Source organism: Paenibacillus sp. YAE3 (assembly GCF_057546105.1).
In genome coordinates, this window is record NZ_BAAIYF010000013.1 from 100,279 (window position 1) to 117,235 (window position 16,957).

At 56.8% G+C, this 16,957-nt stretch carries 18 protein-coding genes; 3 read left to right on the forward strand and 15 right to left on the reverse strand.

Annotated features, from left to right (window positions below):
- The first annotated feature begins 301 nt into the window (after window positions 1-301).
- Window positions 302-1,456 carry a selenium metabolism membrane protein YedE/FdhT gene (yedE, locus tag AC27KL_RS22610; RefSeq protein WP_487171208.1) on the forward strand — a complete coding sequence of 385 codons (1,155 nt, stop codon included), beginning with the start codon at window positions 302-304 and terminating at the stop codon, window positions 1,454-1,456.
- On the forward strand, window positions 1,446-1,673 hold the full coding sequence (yedF, locus tag AC27KL_RS22615) for a sulfurtransferase-like selenium metabolism protein YedF (protein ID WP_036706176.1): 228 nt from the start codon (window positions 1,446-1,448) through the stop codon (window positions 1,671-1,673). Before yedE ends, yedF begins: the two co-directional genes overlap by 11 nt.
- A gap of 82 nt (window positions 1,674-1,755) precedes the next feature.
- Here the strand turns inward: yedF and AC27KL_RS22620 are convergent, their stop codons facing one another.
- The 11 genes from AC27KL_RS22620 to AC27KL_RS22670 all read right to left on the reverse strand — a co-directional run bounded on the left by AC27KL_RS22620 (window position 1,756) and on the right by AC27KL_RS22670 (window position 12,767).
- Window positions 1,756-2,163, reverse strand: coding sequence for a hypothetical protein (locus AC27KL_RS22620; RefSeq protein ID WP_487171141.1), 408 nt, complete (start codon window positions 2,161-2,163; stop codon window positions 1,756-1,758).
- 274 nt (window positions 2,164-2,437) lie between these two features.
- Window positions 2,438-3,445 (reverse strand): NADP-dependent oxidoreductase, encoded by a 1,008-nt coding sequence (locus tag AC27KL_RS22625; protein ID WP_339322669.1) that lies wholly within the window; start codon window positions 3,443-3,445, stop codon window positions 2,438-2,440.
- A 174-nt stretch (window positions 3,446-3,619) separates the two neighbouring features.
- On the reverse strand, window positions 3,620-3,910 hold the full coding sequence (locus AC27KL_RS22630; protein WP_036706172.1) for an ArsR/SmtB family transcription factor: 291 nt from the start codon (window positions 3,908-3,910) through the stop codon (window positions 3,620-3,622).
- A 133-nt stretch (window positions 3,911-4,043) separates the two neighbouring features.
- A complete protein-coding gene (locus tag AC27KL_RS22635) occupies window positions 4,044-6,290 on the reverse strand; it encodes a M56 family metallopeptidase (protein ID WP_487171142.1) in 2,247 nt (748 codons plus the stop codon).
- Between the two features lie 27 nt (window positions 6,291-6,317).
- Entirely contained in the window at window positions 6,318-6,725 is a 408-nt protein-coding gene (locus AC27KL_RS22640; RefSeq protein WP_339322671.1) for a BlaI/MecI/CopY family transcriptional regulator, read from the reverse strand.
- 144 nt (window positions 6,726-6,869) lie between these two features.
- The gene (locus AC27KL_RS22645; RefSeq protein WP_487171143.1) at window positions 6,870-7,355 is read right to left on the reverse strand and encodes a GyrI-like domain-containing protein; all 486 of its coding nucleotides are present in this window, start codon (window positions 7,353-7,355) and stop codon (window positions 6,870-6,872) included.
- Window positions 7,356-7,378: 23 nt separating this feature from the next.
- Entirely contained in the window at window positions 7,379-8,362 is a 984-nt protein-coding gene (locus AC27KL_RS22650; protein WP_487171144.1) for a helix-turn-helix transcriptional regulator, read from the reverse strand.
- A gap of 16 nt (window positions 8,363-8,378) precedes the next feature.
- Window positions 8,379-9,137: a uracil-DNA glycosylase family protein gene (locus AC27KL_RS22655; protein ID WP_487171145.1), complete on the reverse strand. Its 759-nt coding sequence runs from the start codon at window positions 9,135-9,137 to the stop codon at window positions 8,379-8,381.
- A gap of 277 nt (window positions 9,138-9,414) precedes the next feature.
- Window positions 9,415-10,698 carry a hypothetical protein gene (locus AC27KL_RS22660; RefSeq protein WP_487171146.1) on the reverse strand — a complete coding sequence of 428 codons (1,284 nt, stop codon included), beginning with the start codon at window positions 10,696-10,698 and terminating at the stop codon, window positions 9,415-9,417.
- Window positions 10,695-11,798: a DUF58 domain-containing protein gene (locus AC27KL_RS22665; protein ID WP_487171147.1), complete on the reverse strand. Its 1,104-nt coding sequence runs from the start codon at window positions 11,796-11,798 to the stop codon at window positions 10,695-10,697. The genes AC27KL_RS22660 and AC27KL_RS22665 overlap by 4 nt, the downstream gene beginning before the upstream one ends.
- A complete protein-coding gene (locus tag AC27KL_RS22670; RefSeq protein ID WP_339322677.1) occupies window positions 11,799-12,767 on the reverse strand; it encodes an AAA family ATPase in 969 nt (322 codons plus the stop codon).
- 269 nt (window positions 12,768-13,036) lie between these two features.
- Between AC27KL_RS22670 and AC27KL_RS22675 the strand changes: the two genes are divergently transcribed.
- Entirely contained in the window at window positions 13,037-13,405 is a 369-nt protein-coding gene (locus tag AC27KL_RS22675) for a DUF423 domain-containing protein (RefSeq protein WP_036706160.1), read from the forward strand.
- 90 nt (window positions 13,406-13,495) lie between these two features.
- Here AC27KL_RS22675 and rlmN read toward each other — a convergent pair whose 3' ends face one another.
- The 4 genes from rlmN to AC27KL_RS22695 form a co-directional block, all read right to left on the reverse strand.
- Window positions 13,496-14,593, reverse strand: a complete 1,098-nt coding sequence (rlmN, locus tag AC27KL_RS22680) for a dual-specificity RNA methyltransferase RlmN (RefSeq protein WP_487171148.1) — start codon at window positions 14,591-14,593, stop codon at window positions 13,496-13,498.
- A 310-nt stretch (window positions 14,594-14,903) separates the two neighbouring features.
- Window positions 14,904-15,434, reverse strand: coding sequence for a DinB family protein (locus AC27KL_RS22685; RefSeq protein ID WP_487171149.1), 531 nt, complete (start codon window positions 15,432-15,434; stop codon window positions 14,904-14,906).
- A 71-nt stretch (window positions 15,435-15,505) separates the two neighbouring features.
- On the reverse strand, window positions 15,506-16,453 hold the full coding sequence (locus tag AC27KL_RS22690) for a helix-turn-helix transcriptional regulator (protein WP_487171150.1): 948 nt from the start codon (window positions 16,451-16,453) through the stop codon (window positions 15,506-15,508).
- A gap of 22 nt (window positions 16,454-16,475) precedes the next feature.
- Window positions 16,476-16,952, reverse strand: coding sequence for an SRPBCC family protein (locus AC27KL_RS22695; protein WP_487171151.1), 477 nt, complete (start codon window positions 16,950-16,952; stop codon window positions 16,476-16,478).
- Between the last annotated feature and the right edge of the window lie 5 nt (window positions 16,953-16,957).

Consider the following 16,957-nt stretch of genomic DNA (forward strand, 5'->3'; position numbering starts at 1 on the left):
TCACAAGATCCACTCGGCGGCGAACCCGGCCCACCCGCCAGCGATGCAGAGGAAAATGCATCAATCTTTAGTTTTCCCATCTCATCGCTTCTTTAAGCACCCTAAAGTTCATAAGATTGGCAGAGAGCTACTCCCATTGAGTGACATGTTATGGCGCGCAAACGCGAAAAGCGCCCACATCATCCCAAAAATCATGTAAAATGGGAACATCCAAAAGAAAAAGAATTTCGGCAAGAGGAAGGCAGGAGTAAACATCGTGTTCAAAAAAGCAATCGATACATACTGGAGTCCTTACCTGGTGATGGCGATCGCCGGCGTGCTGAGCGCGCTGTACTTCGGCATCACCGGTACCGTCTGGGCCGTGACAGGCGAATTCACCCGCCTGGGAGGGCATATCCTCGAATGGTTCGGCGTCGATGTTTCGGGCTGGGCCTATTTTAACTTAGTCCATATGGAAGGAACGACGTTCACCCGCACGGACGGCTGGATCGTCTGGGGCATGTTCATCGGCGCGCTGCTGATGGTGCTGCTCAGCAACAATTTCAAAATCCGGATGCCCCGCCAAAAGCGCCGCCTGCTGCAAGGGCTGATCGGCGGGTTCGTAGCCGGCTTCGGGGCGCGCATGGCGCTCGGCTGCAACCTCGCCGCGTTTTTTACCGGCGTGCCGCAGTTTTCGCTGCATGCCTGGTTGTTTATCGTGGCGACGGCCGTCGGCACCTTCGCGGGCGCCAAAATCGTCGGCACGTCGTGGTGGAAGGGCAAGCCGGTTCTGCAAAAGGGCAACACGGCGCACATCGTCAAGGAACGCAAAAAAATCCAGCCTTACATCGGCGGCCTCATCGGGCTGGCGTATGCCGGACTGATCATCTATTTTTACGCGGACGGCAAAACGATGCTCGGCACCGCTGCCTTGTTCGGCGCGGGTTTTGGCATTTTGATTGAAAGAGGGCAAATTTGCTTCACTTCCGCATTTCGCGATTTGTGGATCAGCGGGCGCGCCACGATGACCAAAGCGATTACGCTGGGCATGGCAGTCAGCTCGGTCGTCACCTTGATCATCATCGTCGCCGGCGGGATGGACCCCGTCACCAAAATAGCGGCGCCAAGCACGCTGATCGGCGGTTTGTTGTTCGGCATCGGCATCGTCATGGCCGGCGGCTGCGAAACCGGGATGATGTACCGTTTGATGGAAGGGCAGGTCGTGTTCCTGCCGGTGTTTATCGGCAACATTGCCGGAGCCACCGCGCTGGCGTACGGATGGGATCATCTCGGCATACAGAAGGCGCTGGTGTCGATGGGCAAACCGGTCAACCTCATCGAAGCCATGGGCCCCGCCTGGGCGCTCATCCTTACGCTTGTCCTGCTGGCGGCGGGCTTCGTCACGGCCGTCCTTTGGCAAAAAAATTACCGCTTCGGCGTCGGTTTCAAGAAAGGGGAAACGCATCATGTCCATTGATTATACGCTTGATCTTCGCGGGGAATCGTGTCCTTACCCGGTCATTTATACCCTGGAAACGCTGCAGGGAATGAAAAAAGGGGAGCTGCTGCAGGTCATTGCCGATTGTCCCGCGGCTTTCCGCAACGTGCCGGAGGAGGTCGTCAAACACGGCTACACGCTGGAACGGGAGCCGGTCAAAAACGGCCGCGAGCTGCTGTTTTATATCAGAGCCTAGACATAACGCCCCTGTAAAGCGGCGCCTGCGGCTTCATAGCCAATGCAGGATGTAAAAAAGGATTAGGTGCGACTCTCCCGCCCTAATCCTTTTCGATATCTAAATGTTCCGCTACCCAAGCCATAAACGGAACACGTCCCGGCACGTCCAAATCCTTCAAATGAATAAATACGTCGCGGTCGGCCTTCATCATGATTCGGATCCAATGGTCGTAAATCTGTACCTTCTCCACGTCTTTGACCTCGAACGTCCGGGTTGCTTGAACATTCGCGATCGTGACCTTGCCGTCCTGAATGCGGATATAACGGGCATAAACGTGCAAGAACCGGAAAGACAGCAGTACGAGCGCCGCCATCAGAATCACGTTCCAGACGCCCTCCATCCAGGTATAGTCCGAGGACCACTGCAGCAGGAGCCGAGTCAATGCCGCCAGCAGCAGCAGTCCAAACAGCGCAATGTTCATCTTGTTGCCTTTAAATTGTGCAGTCATCGTTTGAAACATCCCTATCCTATGATTTCTTTTCTGCCCGAATATGGGAACAGGTCTTCACTATAACCCTATTTGACGTGCCTGCACAAGTCGATCGTTAAAAAAAAAGCCCCTTCGCCCGCATCCGGGAAAGGGGAGCAGAATCGTAGGTTTGCCCTCCGGCCAATGCAAAAAGCCCCTCCCGGATTTCCGGAAGGGGCCTTCGCGCGAGCTTATCGATTTTAACGGTACGCTTGCCGTTTTCTCCGCATCCCGCGAGCTTACGACGCGCAGCTTACCCTACTTTAACGAGCATTTTGCCGAGGTTCGCACCTTCAAACAGCTTCAAGAAAGCGTCAATAACATGATCGAAACCTTCGATGACCGTTTCCTCATATTTCAGCTTGCCTTCAGACAGCCATTTGCCGAGCTCCACCATTCCTTCCTGCTGTCGGGAAGCATAGTCTCCAAGAACAAAACCTTTCATCAGCGAGCGGGTCTTGATGATTTTCGTTTGAATGCGAGGACCTACATCCGCGTCCGTGGTGTTGTAGGAGGAGATGGCGCCGCAAAGCGGAATCCGCGCATAGTCGTTCAGCAGGTTCATGACCGCGTCCGATACCGGGCCGCCGACGTTGTCGAAATAGACGTCCACGCCGTTCGGGCAGGCTTCTGCCAGCGCTTTGTCCAAATCCGCCGTCTTGTAGTTGACCGCAGCGTCAAAGCCAAGCTCGTTCACGAGATAAGCGCATTTTTCGTCCGTTCCGGCGATGCCGACGGCGCGCGCGCCTTTGATTTTCGCAATTTGGCCGACAAGCATGCCGACGGCGCCGGCGGCGCCGGAGACGACGACGGTTTCTCCCGCCTTCGGCTGGCCGATGTCGAGCAGTCCGAAGTAGGCGGTGAGCCCCGTTAGGCCAAGCACGCTCAAGTAAGCGGACAACGGCGCGATGGATTCGTCGACCTTGCGGACAAGCTTCGCGTCCACCACGTTGTACAGCTGCCAGCCCAGCATGCCGATCACTTTGTCTCCCGGCTTGAACTGATCGGATTTGGACTCGACGATTTCCCCGACGATGCCTCCGCTAATCACTTCATTCAGACGGTACGGCTCGACATAAGATTTGGCATCGCTCATCCGGCCGCGCATGTAGGGATCGACGGAAAGGTAGATGGAACGGACCACGACTTGTCCCTCGGCTGGAGCCTGGACGGGCGCTTCGCGGAATTCGAAATTGTCCATGGAAGGCAAACCGACCGGACGGGATACAAAAACGATGGATTTATTCATTAGCTGACTCATTAAACAGAAACATCTCCTATGTTCTTATTTTGTGGTTCAAGGATGGTATAAGATCCTTCATTCAAAAGAAAACCTTCCGCAGATGGCGCGCAAAATTCCATGGCTTTGACAGTCTTAAGTCAGATAGTTTTAAAACTTTAAAACTATCTGCCGGAAATAAGGGTTTCCCGTCCATCATAAGGTGTCCAGGAAACCCGGCAAAAATTCGTTAAACGTATCCTCTTTGAGTTGGCTGAGCCGATTTTGGCCCGCACGGCTCACGTCGATCAAGTCGGCTTCGTATAAAATTTTGAGATGGTAAGACACGTTGGACTTGTCCATTCCCATCGCTTCCCCGATCGTCCCGCAGGTGTTGTTGCTGCGGTGGGCACGCAGGTAACGAATCATTTCAATCCGTTTTACTTCCGACAGCGCCTTGAAAATTTTGGCCCGCTTTTCGTCTTCTTTTGATAGTTTGATTGTCATACAACTATACTAGTACCCGCTTTGGAAGAAGTCAAACCGCCACGGCTTCCTTTTTATGGGTGGCGGGACATCCAATGAGCCGCAAGGGCCGTCGCTAAGTTTTATCGATATAGGAGTCGTCGCTTGTTCTTGCTTACTTCCGTTCCATCAAATATTGAACGATCTTCTGCTCCTCCGGGCCCTGGCCCGTGAACTGAGCCTGGTAGCATACGCCCTCGTCCAGCCAGAAATAGCTCACCAGATCGGTTTCGTTCGGGCTGCTTAACGGACCGTCCACTTTGTATTTGTCCGACCGTAGAACTTCCCTGCCGCCAATGAGGATCGGCTGCAGTTTAACCTGATGACGTTCGCCGTCGATTCGCTCGAAGGAGACCGTATTGCCTTTTTTCATATCCTCGTACATCTGCCCGTTCAGCATTTGCGTGAATTTGACGCTCTTAATGCCCGAAGTCTTTTTCTCTTTATCCGTTTTGTCCCGGTCCTTCGGGTTGTAGGTCACTGCAAGCAGCTTCCGCATGGAATCCGCTTGGTTTTCCGGATAGTTGAAGTTTACTTTTGTTGAAACATACGATCCGGTTGCGATGAAACCTCCGGGCAGCCGGCGCGGAAAAACAGCGTTGTAACCGATCAGTTTTTGCGCCCGCCGGATATCTTCGGTATCAAACAGATAGTTGATGGTTTTCCCGTGATAGTCATTGTTTTCATACAGATGGTTCAGCTCCGCATCCGGGGATTTCATTGACGAAATCATCGTCTCTAAATCGCTGCTCGGCATCCGGTCTAAGCACCGCATCTGATACGTGACGCCTTGATCCTTCCAGACGTAGTAATACTGCTCCGGCTGCCCTTTCCACCCGGTCATGCGGAGGGTTATTTTGAGCCCGTTTACGCCCGGGAGCGCAATCGGCTCTTTTTCGACGACGAGACCGGCCTTTTCATCGTAGCTGCCTTTTTCGGATTCGGCGATCCTTTCATAGGCTTCCTGCAAACCGGAGCTGCGCGTCATGTTCAAAATAATTTGTCCAAAAGTCGTCGTCTCGGTGGCTTTTAAGAAATCAAACCGGATTTCGGAGCCGGCCAACGATGCGAGAGGTTTTAAATCAAACGTCACGGCGTCAAAATGATAGCCTTCCGGCAGCTTCGCGGGCACCTTAAACGGGAACGGCGCCATACGCGCCGCTTTCTCCAGGTTATCATATTCGCGAAAGTCTTCCGGAAACAGCACCTCATTCCCGCCCCTTTCGGCATGAACCCACTCGGCACCGTCCGCTTCCGTTACCTTTCCGTTGGTCAGCGTTAAGGTGCCGATCAGCAGCATAAGCAGGATCGCCAGCATGGAAAATTTATAAGAACCCTTTTTAAAAGATTGAATCATCCGAATCCTCCTCACAATGTCCTTTTCGCCGGTCAAGCCCTTAAAATACAGCAGCTGAGGCTGGCTTCCCCGTGAAGAGTAACGTTTCAAAAAACTGATGATCGTCATGCCGTAGGCCACGGCCTCCGTTTCGCCCAGCGCCTCGAGGACGCAGGCATCGCATGCCAGCTCGCGGTCGGCCTTCATTCTGCGCATGATCAGCCACGCAAACGGGTTCATCCAATGAACGGCAAGGACCAGGCTGCCCAGCATGTTCCAGGCCGTATCTTTTCTTTTGTGATGGGCCAGCTCATGCGCGATGACATGCTTCAGGCGGGCGGCATCTTCCGGTTCATGACCGAACCCTTCGGGCAGGTAAATGGCAGGACGCCGGATTCCCGTGATGTACGGACTGCGAACCGACCCTCCCGAATAAACGGAAACTTCCCGCTTGATCGAAAATAAACGGCGGCATTCCTCCACTACGTTCAGGATCTCAGGGTCGGCGACGCGAAGGAAATGTCTATGCCGCCCCTTCATACGCAGCAAATACATCAAATGATAGGATAAAAATGCTGCAACGCCAGCCAGCCAAACGACGGACAATGCGCGCACCGCGGGATGCGATTCGGTTTTGGCGGCCGCCGCTCTCTTTGGAGAGTCTTGCGGCACGAAGGTTTGTGGGATGTTCCCGTCACGTGCTTTCGTTGTATAATGTGGTTGGATCAATGTATTTTGTGTGCTGTTTTCGGCTTCGGGAGCAGGTTCGTCCTGCCAAAACCAAAGCCCGGAAACAGCCTTTTTTATGTCTGCGGCTTCGGGCATCATGTTGAACAAACTGACCGGGCTTTCCGGAACTGCCGGCAGCATCAGCCTCGCCAGCACGATCAGCCATAACGCATACCTTAGACGGGCGCCAATACGCCTGCGCAGGACATGCTGGACCGCCATGACCAGCACGGCGGCGAGACTTGCCGTCAACGTGGATAGGGCGAACCATCCGAAGAGGCTTTCGGCTACACTCATTTGGAATGACCTCATTTAATTTCAATTTCACGGTTTTGGCCGTGATGCGTCCTGCGAATCTTTCCCCTGCTTTTCCGTCAAAATCCTCTGCAAACGTTCGATCTCCTGATCGGACAGCGGGGTCTCCTCCAAAAAATTGGTCATCATCAGCCCGGCCGCCCCGTTAAACACGCGGTTGAGAAAAGACCGGCTTTCCGCCCTCACGCATTCCTTTTCCGAAATGAGCGGGGAATACAGGTAGCTTCGCCCCGACTTTTCATAGCCGAGCGCTTTCTTTTTCACCAGCCTATTGATAAAGGTCCGCACGGTCTGATCGCTCCATCCCATGCCTTCCGGCAGCTTGTGCGCGATTTGCTCGGCGGTCAGCGGGCTCTCCTTCCAGACGATTTTCATGATTTCCCATTCCGACTCCGAAATTTTCGGCATTGCTTCCATCCTCTTCACCTCCTTTCCGATAGGGTTTAGCTATTACAAATGTAAATATAACGGATATCCCAAACTATTACAATTGTAAATTTAAAAAAGGCAAAATAAAAAGCGTGCCCGGAAAGTCTGCAAAACTTCCTGCACGCCATAACATCAACGCGATTCTTTGACAGCCACAAAAATGTCCACGACGGTATCCTCCGGGTTAAAATCGCGCACATCATACCGTTCGAAATCGCCGGAATACGTCCGCTCCAGCTCCGCGTTTTGAAAAAACGCCCAGATCTCCTGCCAAAGCTCGATCACCACCCGCTGTACCGGCCCCCGCTTCGACGTAAACTTGATGTATGCCGCTTCCGGGACCGTCGCGGAATTTTCTCCCCATCCGCTTACGGCCCGTTCCGTCTCATGGCCAAGCAGCAGCGTGTACTCCCCGTTTACGTCGCTTTCGTAGTCGGTATATAAGGCGTAAAGAACAGACGGATTTTGAAGTCCCGGCTTCTGCTGAAGCCCGCTGGCGAAATATCGCTCCCATAAGAACGGTATTTGCGCTTCTGGACCGCTTTCCCGCAGGTTGGACGTCCGAACGGCGACACCTGTCAGCGTCATGGCAGGCATATGCGTCATTGTTTCATGCATCGTGTGGTTACATCTCCTTTGGATCAGATGCACCCATTGTACCCGGCCGAAGTGGACAACAGGGTGTCCGCGTTCCGATACAGCCGTAAAATATGTTCCGCCCGCCGAACCACTTCTTCGGCCGCCTGCGCCGGTTCCTCAATGACGACATGGCCGCCATAGCTGAGGATCATGCCATAAAACCATTCATCCAGCGGAAAATCCCCCTGCACGCGCAGGCTTCCGTCCTCCAGGACATGGACCTGATGATGGTCGAAGGCATCTCCAACCCGGTGCCTCACCGCAGCGGAAAAACGAAGGGTGATGCCGACCGCGGCAGCTTCGGACCAATCGGGCTTCCAATCAAACTGCTCCTGCGGCGGCAGCTCCCGCGGTTCGAACCGTTCATCCAGCACTTCGATGCCCTGAATGCGCGACAGGCGGAAGGACCGGAAATCCCGGCGAAGCAGGCAATAGGCTTGTACGTACCACACGTTCCCTTTTAAAATCAGCCGTCCCGGCTCCACCACCCGTCCGCTGTCCGTGCCGTTCATGTTGATGTACTGCAGCCGGACCCGCCTGGATTGCTCCATCGCCTGCCGCAGCAGGCCCAGTTTGCCTCGGGCATCTTTTCCTTGGCCCCAAGGGTTCAAATCGAACAAAAGCTTCTCGGAATAAGCCGCGCCCTGCCCGGAACCGGACCTGCGAAGCAGCGCCCCTACCTTTTCCAGCAGCCCGTCCAGCGCGCGGTCGTCGAGGGCAACCTTGACGCCTTTGACGGCTGCAAAAATGGAAGCGATCTCGTCGAAGGTCAGGTGCTGTCTCGAGATCGTATAATGCTCCATCAGCTCGAATCCGCCGCTCGCCCCCGGATAGGCCGCGACCGGGATGCCCGCCCGGCTTAACGTATCCATGTCCCTATATATGGTTTTGGTCGACACTTCAAACCGATCGGCCAGTTCTTTGGCGCTGACCCTTCCCCGATTGAGCAGCAGGACGGTCATGGCTAATACGCGGTCTATTTTCATGCGTTTTTGCTCCCTCCTAGGTCGTCCCTGCTTCCGGGCCTTCGAAAAAAACCGATAATCTACGCCGCATCGGCACTTCATTTTCCGCAAACTGGCGGTGCCTGTGCCCGTTGGCCCCGGAAGGATGCGGGAATCCCCATAAAACCTGCTCCTCCCTGATCCTTTCCTGTTCCGCGAACCGCCGAAGAACCCGTTCCACGGCCCTGCCCAGCGGGATCATCAGCGCTTCACGCAATTCCTCCAGCTCTTCGCCTACGGATAAAGCCTGCTGCCGGAGCAGCGGCGAAGACCATATGTCGGGGTGGGCCCCCGTATAATTGCGCTTCTCCGCAAACACCGGATAACGCAGCAACGAGATCGTATGCAGCAAATGCCGGGACTCCCCAAAAAGCGCGCTGCTGGACGAAATCTGCAAATATTCCGGCAGCCCCAGACGATCCAGCATGTCTTGGAGGTGGCTGCGCATCGAACCTGCAAACCCGGCAGCCTGTTTGGCCCGGCGGCAAACCTCTTCGTCCGGCAGACCTTCGGCGAGGGCCGTATGCGCCGCTTGAAACGCCATCTTCATTTGCGTCCAGCCGGGCGTAATCCCGATGATAACGATTCGCGCGGAACGGTTCAGGTATTCGTTATGGGGTGCGTAAAACATTTCGAGCTGCCCCTCCGTCGCCATGAGAAAAACATCCGTCAACAGATCCTCTTTCCCCAGGCTCCGTCCGGATGGCAGCGATCCTATCGCCTGCTTATAATGCTGAAAAAACGGTGCGAACTTCAAGCCGTCAGCCTCCTGCGTTCTCTGCCCTAGTGACTATGAAGCCCCCGTTGAGGCATCTAGGTCATAAGACGTTCCTATCCTCAGCTTACCCCAAAAACCGAACCTTCGCACGGGCGTTTCGAGGAATGACGGGCTGAAGCCAATTGGCTTCCATGTTGAAAAGGGGTTTGCCTGCGGAGCTTTCCTTTTCAAGCATCAGCAAGAAACCCGATCCGGACGCATCCGAATCGGGCCATTTCCCGTACATGGCGGTTTAAAATCATTGGATATACACGGACTATCGTTTGGAACCATCCTCCGGCTTCGTCCCAGCCCCGTACCGGACCTGGTTATAACGTCTGACCACCTGTTCCACCTCATGGGGGGCGAGATTGGTATATTCGGTTTTGGCGGAGATCAGATCCGCGTTTTCGGACGGGGTAAGGCTTGAACGGAAAGCATACCCCTGCTTGACGGCACGGCGGATCAGGCTCGCGTAAGCCCGGCGCGGGTCCCCGCTCCCGGCCCCGGCTGCATCGTCGTTACGCCTTCTCCACCGCCTTCCGGGCCGCTTCTGCACGGGTTCGATTTTCTCCACCTCGTCGACGTAATCCCCTTCATCCAGCGTCGTCCGCCGGATCTCGCGCATCAGCCGCAGCCGCTGCGCCAGCCGGGCCAGCCAGGCGCGAAGGCTTTCCGGAAGCCAGCGCCGCAGCAGGCGGTATAACAGGAACAACAGGACGAGCGCCACGGCTGCCGCCAGCAGGTAAAACAGGAGCTGGCTTGCGACCTGTACCCAATGCGGCGTGGGGGACGCTGGAGGAAGCCCAAGATCGGGCTGCTGGGGTTGAGCCGGCGGTTCCTGCACCGCTTGCGGCTTCTCCCCGCCGCCCAAGCCGCGCAGCCACTCGGCCAGCCAACGCCTGGCATAGGCCAGCCCCTCGCCGAGACCGTTCCACAAGCTTAGCAGCGCGATAACGGCGATGGTCAGCCACGTCATCCGGCGGTTTCTGGCCACAATCCGGCGGAGGAGCTGACGGTCGGTCTCCTGGGCGTTGGAGGCATCGCGGACGCGGTCTCCGTTCCAGCGCAGCAGAACGGCAAACAACGTAAACAAGCTCATGAAATAAAGCGAGATGCGGTACGGCTCAAGGGCGCCCACCCTGGAGGAAAAGCCGTACACGATCAAAGCGGCCCCAAGCCCGGCCAACGGAAGCTTCAGATCGATTTCCCGCCACAGTTCCTTGCGACCGACGACGAGTCCGCGAAACACGGCGATGAACGAAACGAGCGCCGCCAGAACGCCCGCCCGAAGGCCGGTTGCCGCCAGCGGAATCAAGGCGGCGGCGATCAGGGCCGCGGCAGGCAGCAGCGCTTTTCCTCCCCGGGCCTGCCGGATGCCCGTCAGCGTCCCCGCAGCATGCAGCAGCCAAATGAGCGGCAGCAGCCAGCCGGGAACGAGATCCATCGCAAACGCCATATAAAGCAGCAAAAACGGATAACATGCCGCCGTCTCGAGGAGCGAGTTCCCGAGCACGGACAGCACGCGCCGCATGGCCGTGCCTTTCTCTTGCTTCATCATGCCCCCGCCTCCTTGGTCCCATCGTATACATCGGCGATCGATACGCGATGGCCCCGCTGCTCCAACTTCCGAACGGCGTCCCGGATCGCGGGGGAGACATGGGGCGTTACAAGGAAGTAGTCGATCGCATCCGTCCTCTCCGCTTCGGCTTCAAGCCGGAGAAGCTCATGAAACGGCATTTGGACTTTCATCTCGACGGCGGCCATCGCCTCCAGCACGGCCTCCAGGTGCGCTTGGCCGTAATCCGGCATCAGCTCCGACCGGCTGGCGTCGGCATGGGGCGAAAGACAGGCGTTGCTCGCAAACCCGGCAGCCATCCCCTGGCGGATGAGCGCCGCGGCGCAAGTCGCCGCATAGGACAGCGCATCTTCGATGACCTCAGGTTTGGTCACCACGCTCCACATCTGCTCCGACACCTCGATATTGAGCAGAATCATCGCCTTCGGATCGGCCGAGTAGCCATGCTGATGTACCTGGAGTTCTCCGCTTCTGGCGCTGGCTTTCCAGTGGATGCGATTCATCGCGTCTCCCGGCGCGTATCTTCGGACTCCCGTATACAGAAACGGATCCTCGACGATCCAGCGGCGAACGGCCAGCTCGCCCTGCCAGGTTTTCCAGGAAGACGGCAGCTCTTCGTCCCTGCGCAGCGACGGGTAAACCACCAGCCGTTTGTTCAGGTTCACTTTCAGGGACGGCGTATACATCGCAAACAAATCGCTGCCGGTCATCGTTGCCGTATCCATGCGGAAGATGCCCCGTCCACGGCACTGAATCTGGTGCGTCCGGGTAATCCGCGTTCGGGCGGGCAACGAGAAAAAGCTCGTATGGTTTTGGTAAATCTCGCCTTCGCTGACCCACGTTTCCTTGCTGCGCTTGAATCCGAGCGATGCGGGCAGCATCGCTTCCAGCCGCAGCCAAGGGATCGGCACGCGGCGTTTGTTTTCGATGACCTCCACCATCTCGATCCAGTCCCCTGCGTAACATGTCCGGGTACTGAAATGGCGGTCGTAGTTCAGTTTGCCGAGCGCATATTTCCCGAGAACAAGTCCCTGCAGCACCATGACGGCGCCGCAGGCAAGGAACAGCCATAACACCGCCATCTACTTCACGCCGCTTTCGAGTTCTTTTTCGCTTGGAACCGGAATCCCGTTCAAAATCCCCGCGAGGATGCGCTCCGCATGGCTTCCGGCTTCATGCCGCTTTCTCAGCACCAGCCGGTGCGACCATACCGGCAGCAAAAGCTGCTTAATGTCGTCCGGCAGCACGTAGTCCCTTCCCTGCAGCGCCGCATAAGCCTGGGCGGCGCGAAGCAGCGCCTGCGTCCCGCGCGGGCTGATGCCGAGCGCCGTTTCGTCATGGCTCCGGGTCGCTTCGGCCAAAGCGACGATATAACCGAGCAAATCGTCGGCCACCCGGACCTGTCCGCACAGCCGCTGCGCTTCAAGCACCTCTTCGGCCGTTGCCGTCCGCGCAGGTTCCCCCGGCTTCAGGCTGCCCGCGGCGGCCGCCGTCCTTTTTAAAATTTCGACGCCCTCCGCCGACGATGGATATCCCAGCTTCATCCGGATCAAAAAGCGGTCCATCTGGGCTTCGGGAAGCGGAAACGTCCCTTGGTTGTCCACCGGGTTTTGCGTCGCAAGCACCATAAACGGGCTTTCCAGCGGCATCGTTCGCCCTTCGATGCTGATCTGCCGCTCCTCCATGCATTCCAGCAGGCTGGACTGCGTCCGGGGCGTGGCGCGGTTGATCTCGTCGGCCAGCACGATGCGGGCGAACAGCGGCCCGGGCCGGAAGTGGAATTCCCCGTCCTTTTGGTTGAAATAATGAATCCCCGTCAAATCCGAAGGGAGCAAATCCGGCGTGAACTGAATCCGCTGAAAGCTGAGGCTGAGCGACGCCGCCAGGCTTTTGGCCAGCAGCGTTTTGCCCGTCCCCGGGACGTCCTCCAGCAGCACATGCCCCGACGCCAGCAGCGCCGTCAGCAGCAGATCGACCTCGCGTTCCTTGCCGACGATCACGTTAGCGATGTTTTGCTTCAATTTTTGCCCGAGCTGATGAACGATCTCCATATCGATCCCCGTCCTTCCTCCTTGCCTCCATTTTGATGCCTTCGATTCCAATCGAAGCCGGCGCCAAATATATAAAAGCGCTTGCAACATGGAGGGAGTGTATGTTGAAATTGGAACTGCCCTGTATTCCGGTTTCCTTTCTCAACCATTTTAACAAATAATTCGGGCAAATGGAGACTATAAAACGTTCCCGGCCGAATTCGCGGCGAAGCCCAACATTGACTCCTGCGCCATGCCATCGGTAATATGGGCTTAAGAGGTGATATGACTTGGACACAATGCTGATTCTTGGCGGGATCATGCTGTTTCTTGCGGTAGCGCTTGGCGCTTTCGGAGCGCACGCCCTGAAGGAACGGTTGAACGAAAGCCAGCAGAAAACATACCAGACGGGAGTGCAATACCATTTGGCCCACGGGCTTGGCCTTGTGCTGATCGGTCTTTATGCGGGCATGGCGGAGCAATCTTCCCTGGCCGTGCTGGCGGGTTGGTTTATTTTTGCGGGGATCGTTCTGTTCTCCGGCAGCCTGTACGCGCTTAGCCTCACCGGCATCCGGAAGCTCGGCGCCATCACGCCGCTGGGCGGCGTGGCTTTTTTGGCCGGATGGGTGTTGTTTATCGTTGCGGCGGCGCAAGGGTGAAAAAAAGCTTTAACGCATGGCCGTTTTTGACCGAAAAAAGAGCGCATCCCGGAAGTAAGGGATTGCGCTCTTTTGATTCGTCCGACAAGATTACTCGTTTGCTGCCCGGTTTGCCTTTGCCCCGCGCGCGCGGTCGCTTTGGATCTGCTTGCTGCGCAGCTGGCCGCAGGCCGCATCGATGTCCGTGCCATGCTCAAGCCGCACGCTGACGCTGATATTGTTTTTTTTCAGCGTATCGTAGAAGGCGGTAATCGTCTCCTTGGAACTCCGCTGATACTGGCTGTGCTCGTCGACCGGATTATACGGGATCAGGTTCACGTTCGCCAGGTTCCGGCGGCTGCCTACCAGCTCCGCCAGCTCCTGCGCATGCTCCGGCTGGTCGTTAACGTCCTTCAGCAGGATATATTCCAGCGTGATTCGGCGTTTCGTTTTCTCCAGGTAATAATCGATCGCCTCCATCAGCGGCTCGATCGGATACGCCCGGTTGATCTTCATGATTCGCGTGCGGATCTCGTTGTTCGGCGCGTGCAGGGAAATCGCCAGATTCGTTCCGAGATCGCTGTCGGCAAATTCGCGGATCTTCGGCACCAGGCCGCTGGTCGACACCGTAATGTGCCGCGGACCGATCGCCAGACCTTTAGGGTCGCGGATGACCCGGATGAAATTCGACATATGCTCGAAATTGTCAAACGGCTCGCCGATGCCCATCACGACGATATGGCTGACCCGCTCGTTATTTTGCCGGCCGTCCAGGAAAAGCTGGACCTTCATCACCTGTTCCACGATTTCGCCGCTGGTCAGGTCCCGGCTTTTGCTCAGCAGGCCGCTCGCGCAAAAGCTGCATCCGATATTGCAGCCCACCTGCGTCGTCACGCATACGGACAGACCGAATTTATGGCGCATCAGAACGGTTTCGATCAGGTTGCCGTCCTGCAGGCGGAACAGAAACTTAATGGTGCCGTCGGCGGATTCCTGGCGGGTATGCTCCTCCAACGTTTGAATCGCAAAATGCTCCTCCAGCAGCGTCCGGCATTCCGGCTTCAGCTCCGGCATCCCGGAAAATGCCGTCACGCGTTTGCGGTACAGTCCTTCCCAAACAAGCTGGGCGCGTGATTTTTTATGTCCATGCTCAGCCAGCCAAGCGGCCAGCTGGTCCACAGTGAGTCCATAAATGGATGGTTTGCTCATTGGTTTACGTTCCTCTTTTCCAAAAGCGTAAAATTCTCGTCCCTCTCTACTTTACCAGATTGGAACGAAAATCTGTCATTATTGTCCCAAAATTTCATTAGCAAAACAAGGGGAGACAGGCAGGATTTGCGGCAACCCTTGCGTTTGTCCACCCTTGCCCGGTTTTCCCGGCGCGCACAACCGTCCCTGCAAAGGGTGTCTTGCTTGCCTATAGGGATGCCAAAAAGGGTACTCCCGCGACTGGGGGCTTATGAAAAAGAAAACCTGCCGCTGTCAGCCAGCGGCGGGTTCATAGATTCCGGATGGATCGTCAAATTGCCAAAAACCGTTCGAGCCGTTCCTTTTGCCGCAAGTGATGCCGGAAATGCATTTCTACCAGCATGAACCACTCGGCCGCATGTAAAGCGCCGAAACCGGGGTGGACCAGCTTGTTTTGCAGCGGGGCCTGATGCACCAAAGGCTCGGCGTCTCTCATGCCGTCAAGGACCGACCGCAAACCGTCGATCATTTGCTCCTTGCTCGCGGGTTGCGGCGGCGTATACGCCGGGGATGGCGGGACTTGGATCCGGATGTTCGGAAACTCCCCGTTTAAGAAGGCAATCCTCCCCCGTTCCGTCTTCTCTCCGGCCGTGGCGACGCCCTCCGCGGATTCGGCGCATGCCCGGACGTTCCTTAAATGCAGATGCAGGGATGCCTGAATCAAATGCATGTACATTTGCCCAAGCGACCATTCCTCTTCGCCGGGCTTGCGGTGCAATTCCTCCAGGCTGAAGCGTTCCAGCTCCCCGATGTAATGCCCGGTGATGTTCTCCAGGCTGCGGATCGTTTCTTTTGTATTCATCGCAATCACTCCTTGGTTCTTGGTTCTTGGTTCTGGAATAACCATAACAAAACGCTACTGACACCGTTATGTCAGTAGCGTTTCAGGAGTTTTTCGGCTTCTTTCCGAATGCGCTCGCGAAGGGCTTCCGGCTCGAGCACGGTCATGTCCGACCCCCAGCCCATGATCCAATGCAGAACCTCCTCGATGCGACGGACGCGCATCCGGATATGGAGTCCGTCCGGATGTTCCTCCAAAGCGTCGATATAGTAGTTGTCCGACTCTCTGATTCGGCCTTCGATCGTACGGTCGGCCGACAGGAGAATCACAAGTTCGCGATCATCGGCCGGCCTGTATTTCTCCAGGTCGAATCCGCCCGGAAGCTCATAGCCACACGCCAACACGCGAAGTTCGGACATGCGGGATACCCGAAAATGGCGGATATCCCCGCGCAGCTCGCAGGCCGCGACCAGCAGCCAGGCTCCCCGGTCATAGATCAAGCCATAAGGAGCAGCCGTGCGTTCGCTCACCCGGCTCCCCTCCGTCCCCGGACCGGCTTTGACGTAGCGGAAGCGGATTTTCTTCCGCTCCAGGAGCGCCCGGCGCACCAGCTCCAAGTTTTCCCGCTCCATCCTGCCGGCGTCCGCCTCCGGGGTCTGCAGCAGGCGCATGGTGGCCCGGATCCGGCCGGCTTCGGCGCGTACGGCTTCGGGGAGAACGGCTTCGATTTTGGCGTTGGCGGATACGGCATGAACGCCGTAATTCGGCTCCAGCTTCTTTTGCACGAACTCGCCGCCCAGCAGCAGGGCGACCGCCTCAGCGGCCGTCAAGCTGACGGGAGGCAAAAAAAATCCCTCCATCAGGGAGTAGCCTTGCCCGGGAGCGCCCACAACCGGCACGTTCGCCTCGCTGAGCGCTTGCATATCGCGGTAGATCGTGCGGACGCTTGTTTCGAACCGCTCGGCCAGCTCTTCGGCCCGAACGATTTTTCGGCTTTGCAGCTCCAGCACGATCGCCAGCAGCCGGTCTGTTCTGTTCATAGGGACGTCGGCTCCTTGCTCATCAATTTCGGCTTATTTTTCCGGTTCGGTCCGCCAATGCGCGAAGGCCTTCAAGCGCTCCTTCCCAGTGGCTTTTCATCGTTTCCCTGGCATGCATGTCCTCCAGCTTTTCCTGATGAAAACTGACGGTCGCCTTCCCCTGCGCGGCAGGCAGCACGCGGATTTGCAGCGTGGACGGATGATTCCAACCGGGACGCTGCCATCTCATCCGCAGCTGCTCCGGCGGCTTGACCACCCTGAGCTCTCCCGTAACTCCCTCTGCCGCGGCAAAGGTTTCTCCCGGTTTCAGGTCCAGCCCGTCCGCCTCGCCGATCCACAGCTTCATTCCCTCGGGGGAGACCAAAAGCGACCAAGCCTCCTGCACCGACAAGGGCAAGGTTCTTCGTACTCCGATTTGAAAACCCGCGGCGGCCGTCAAACCGACCGGTTTGGCCTGCTGCCCGTTCCCTGATTCTTGCTCCGTTCCGGACTTAACCATGGTGC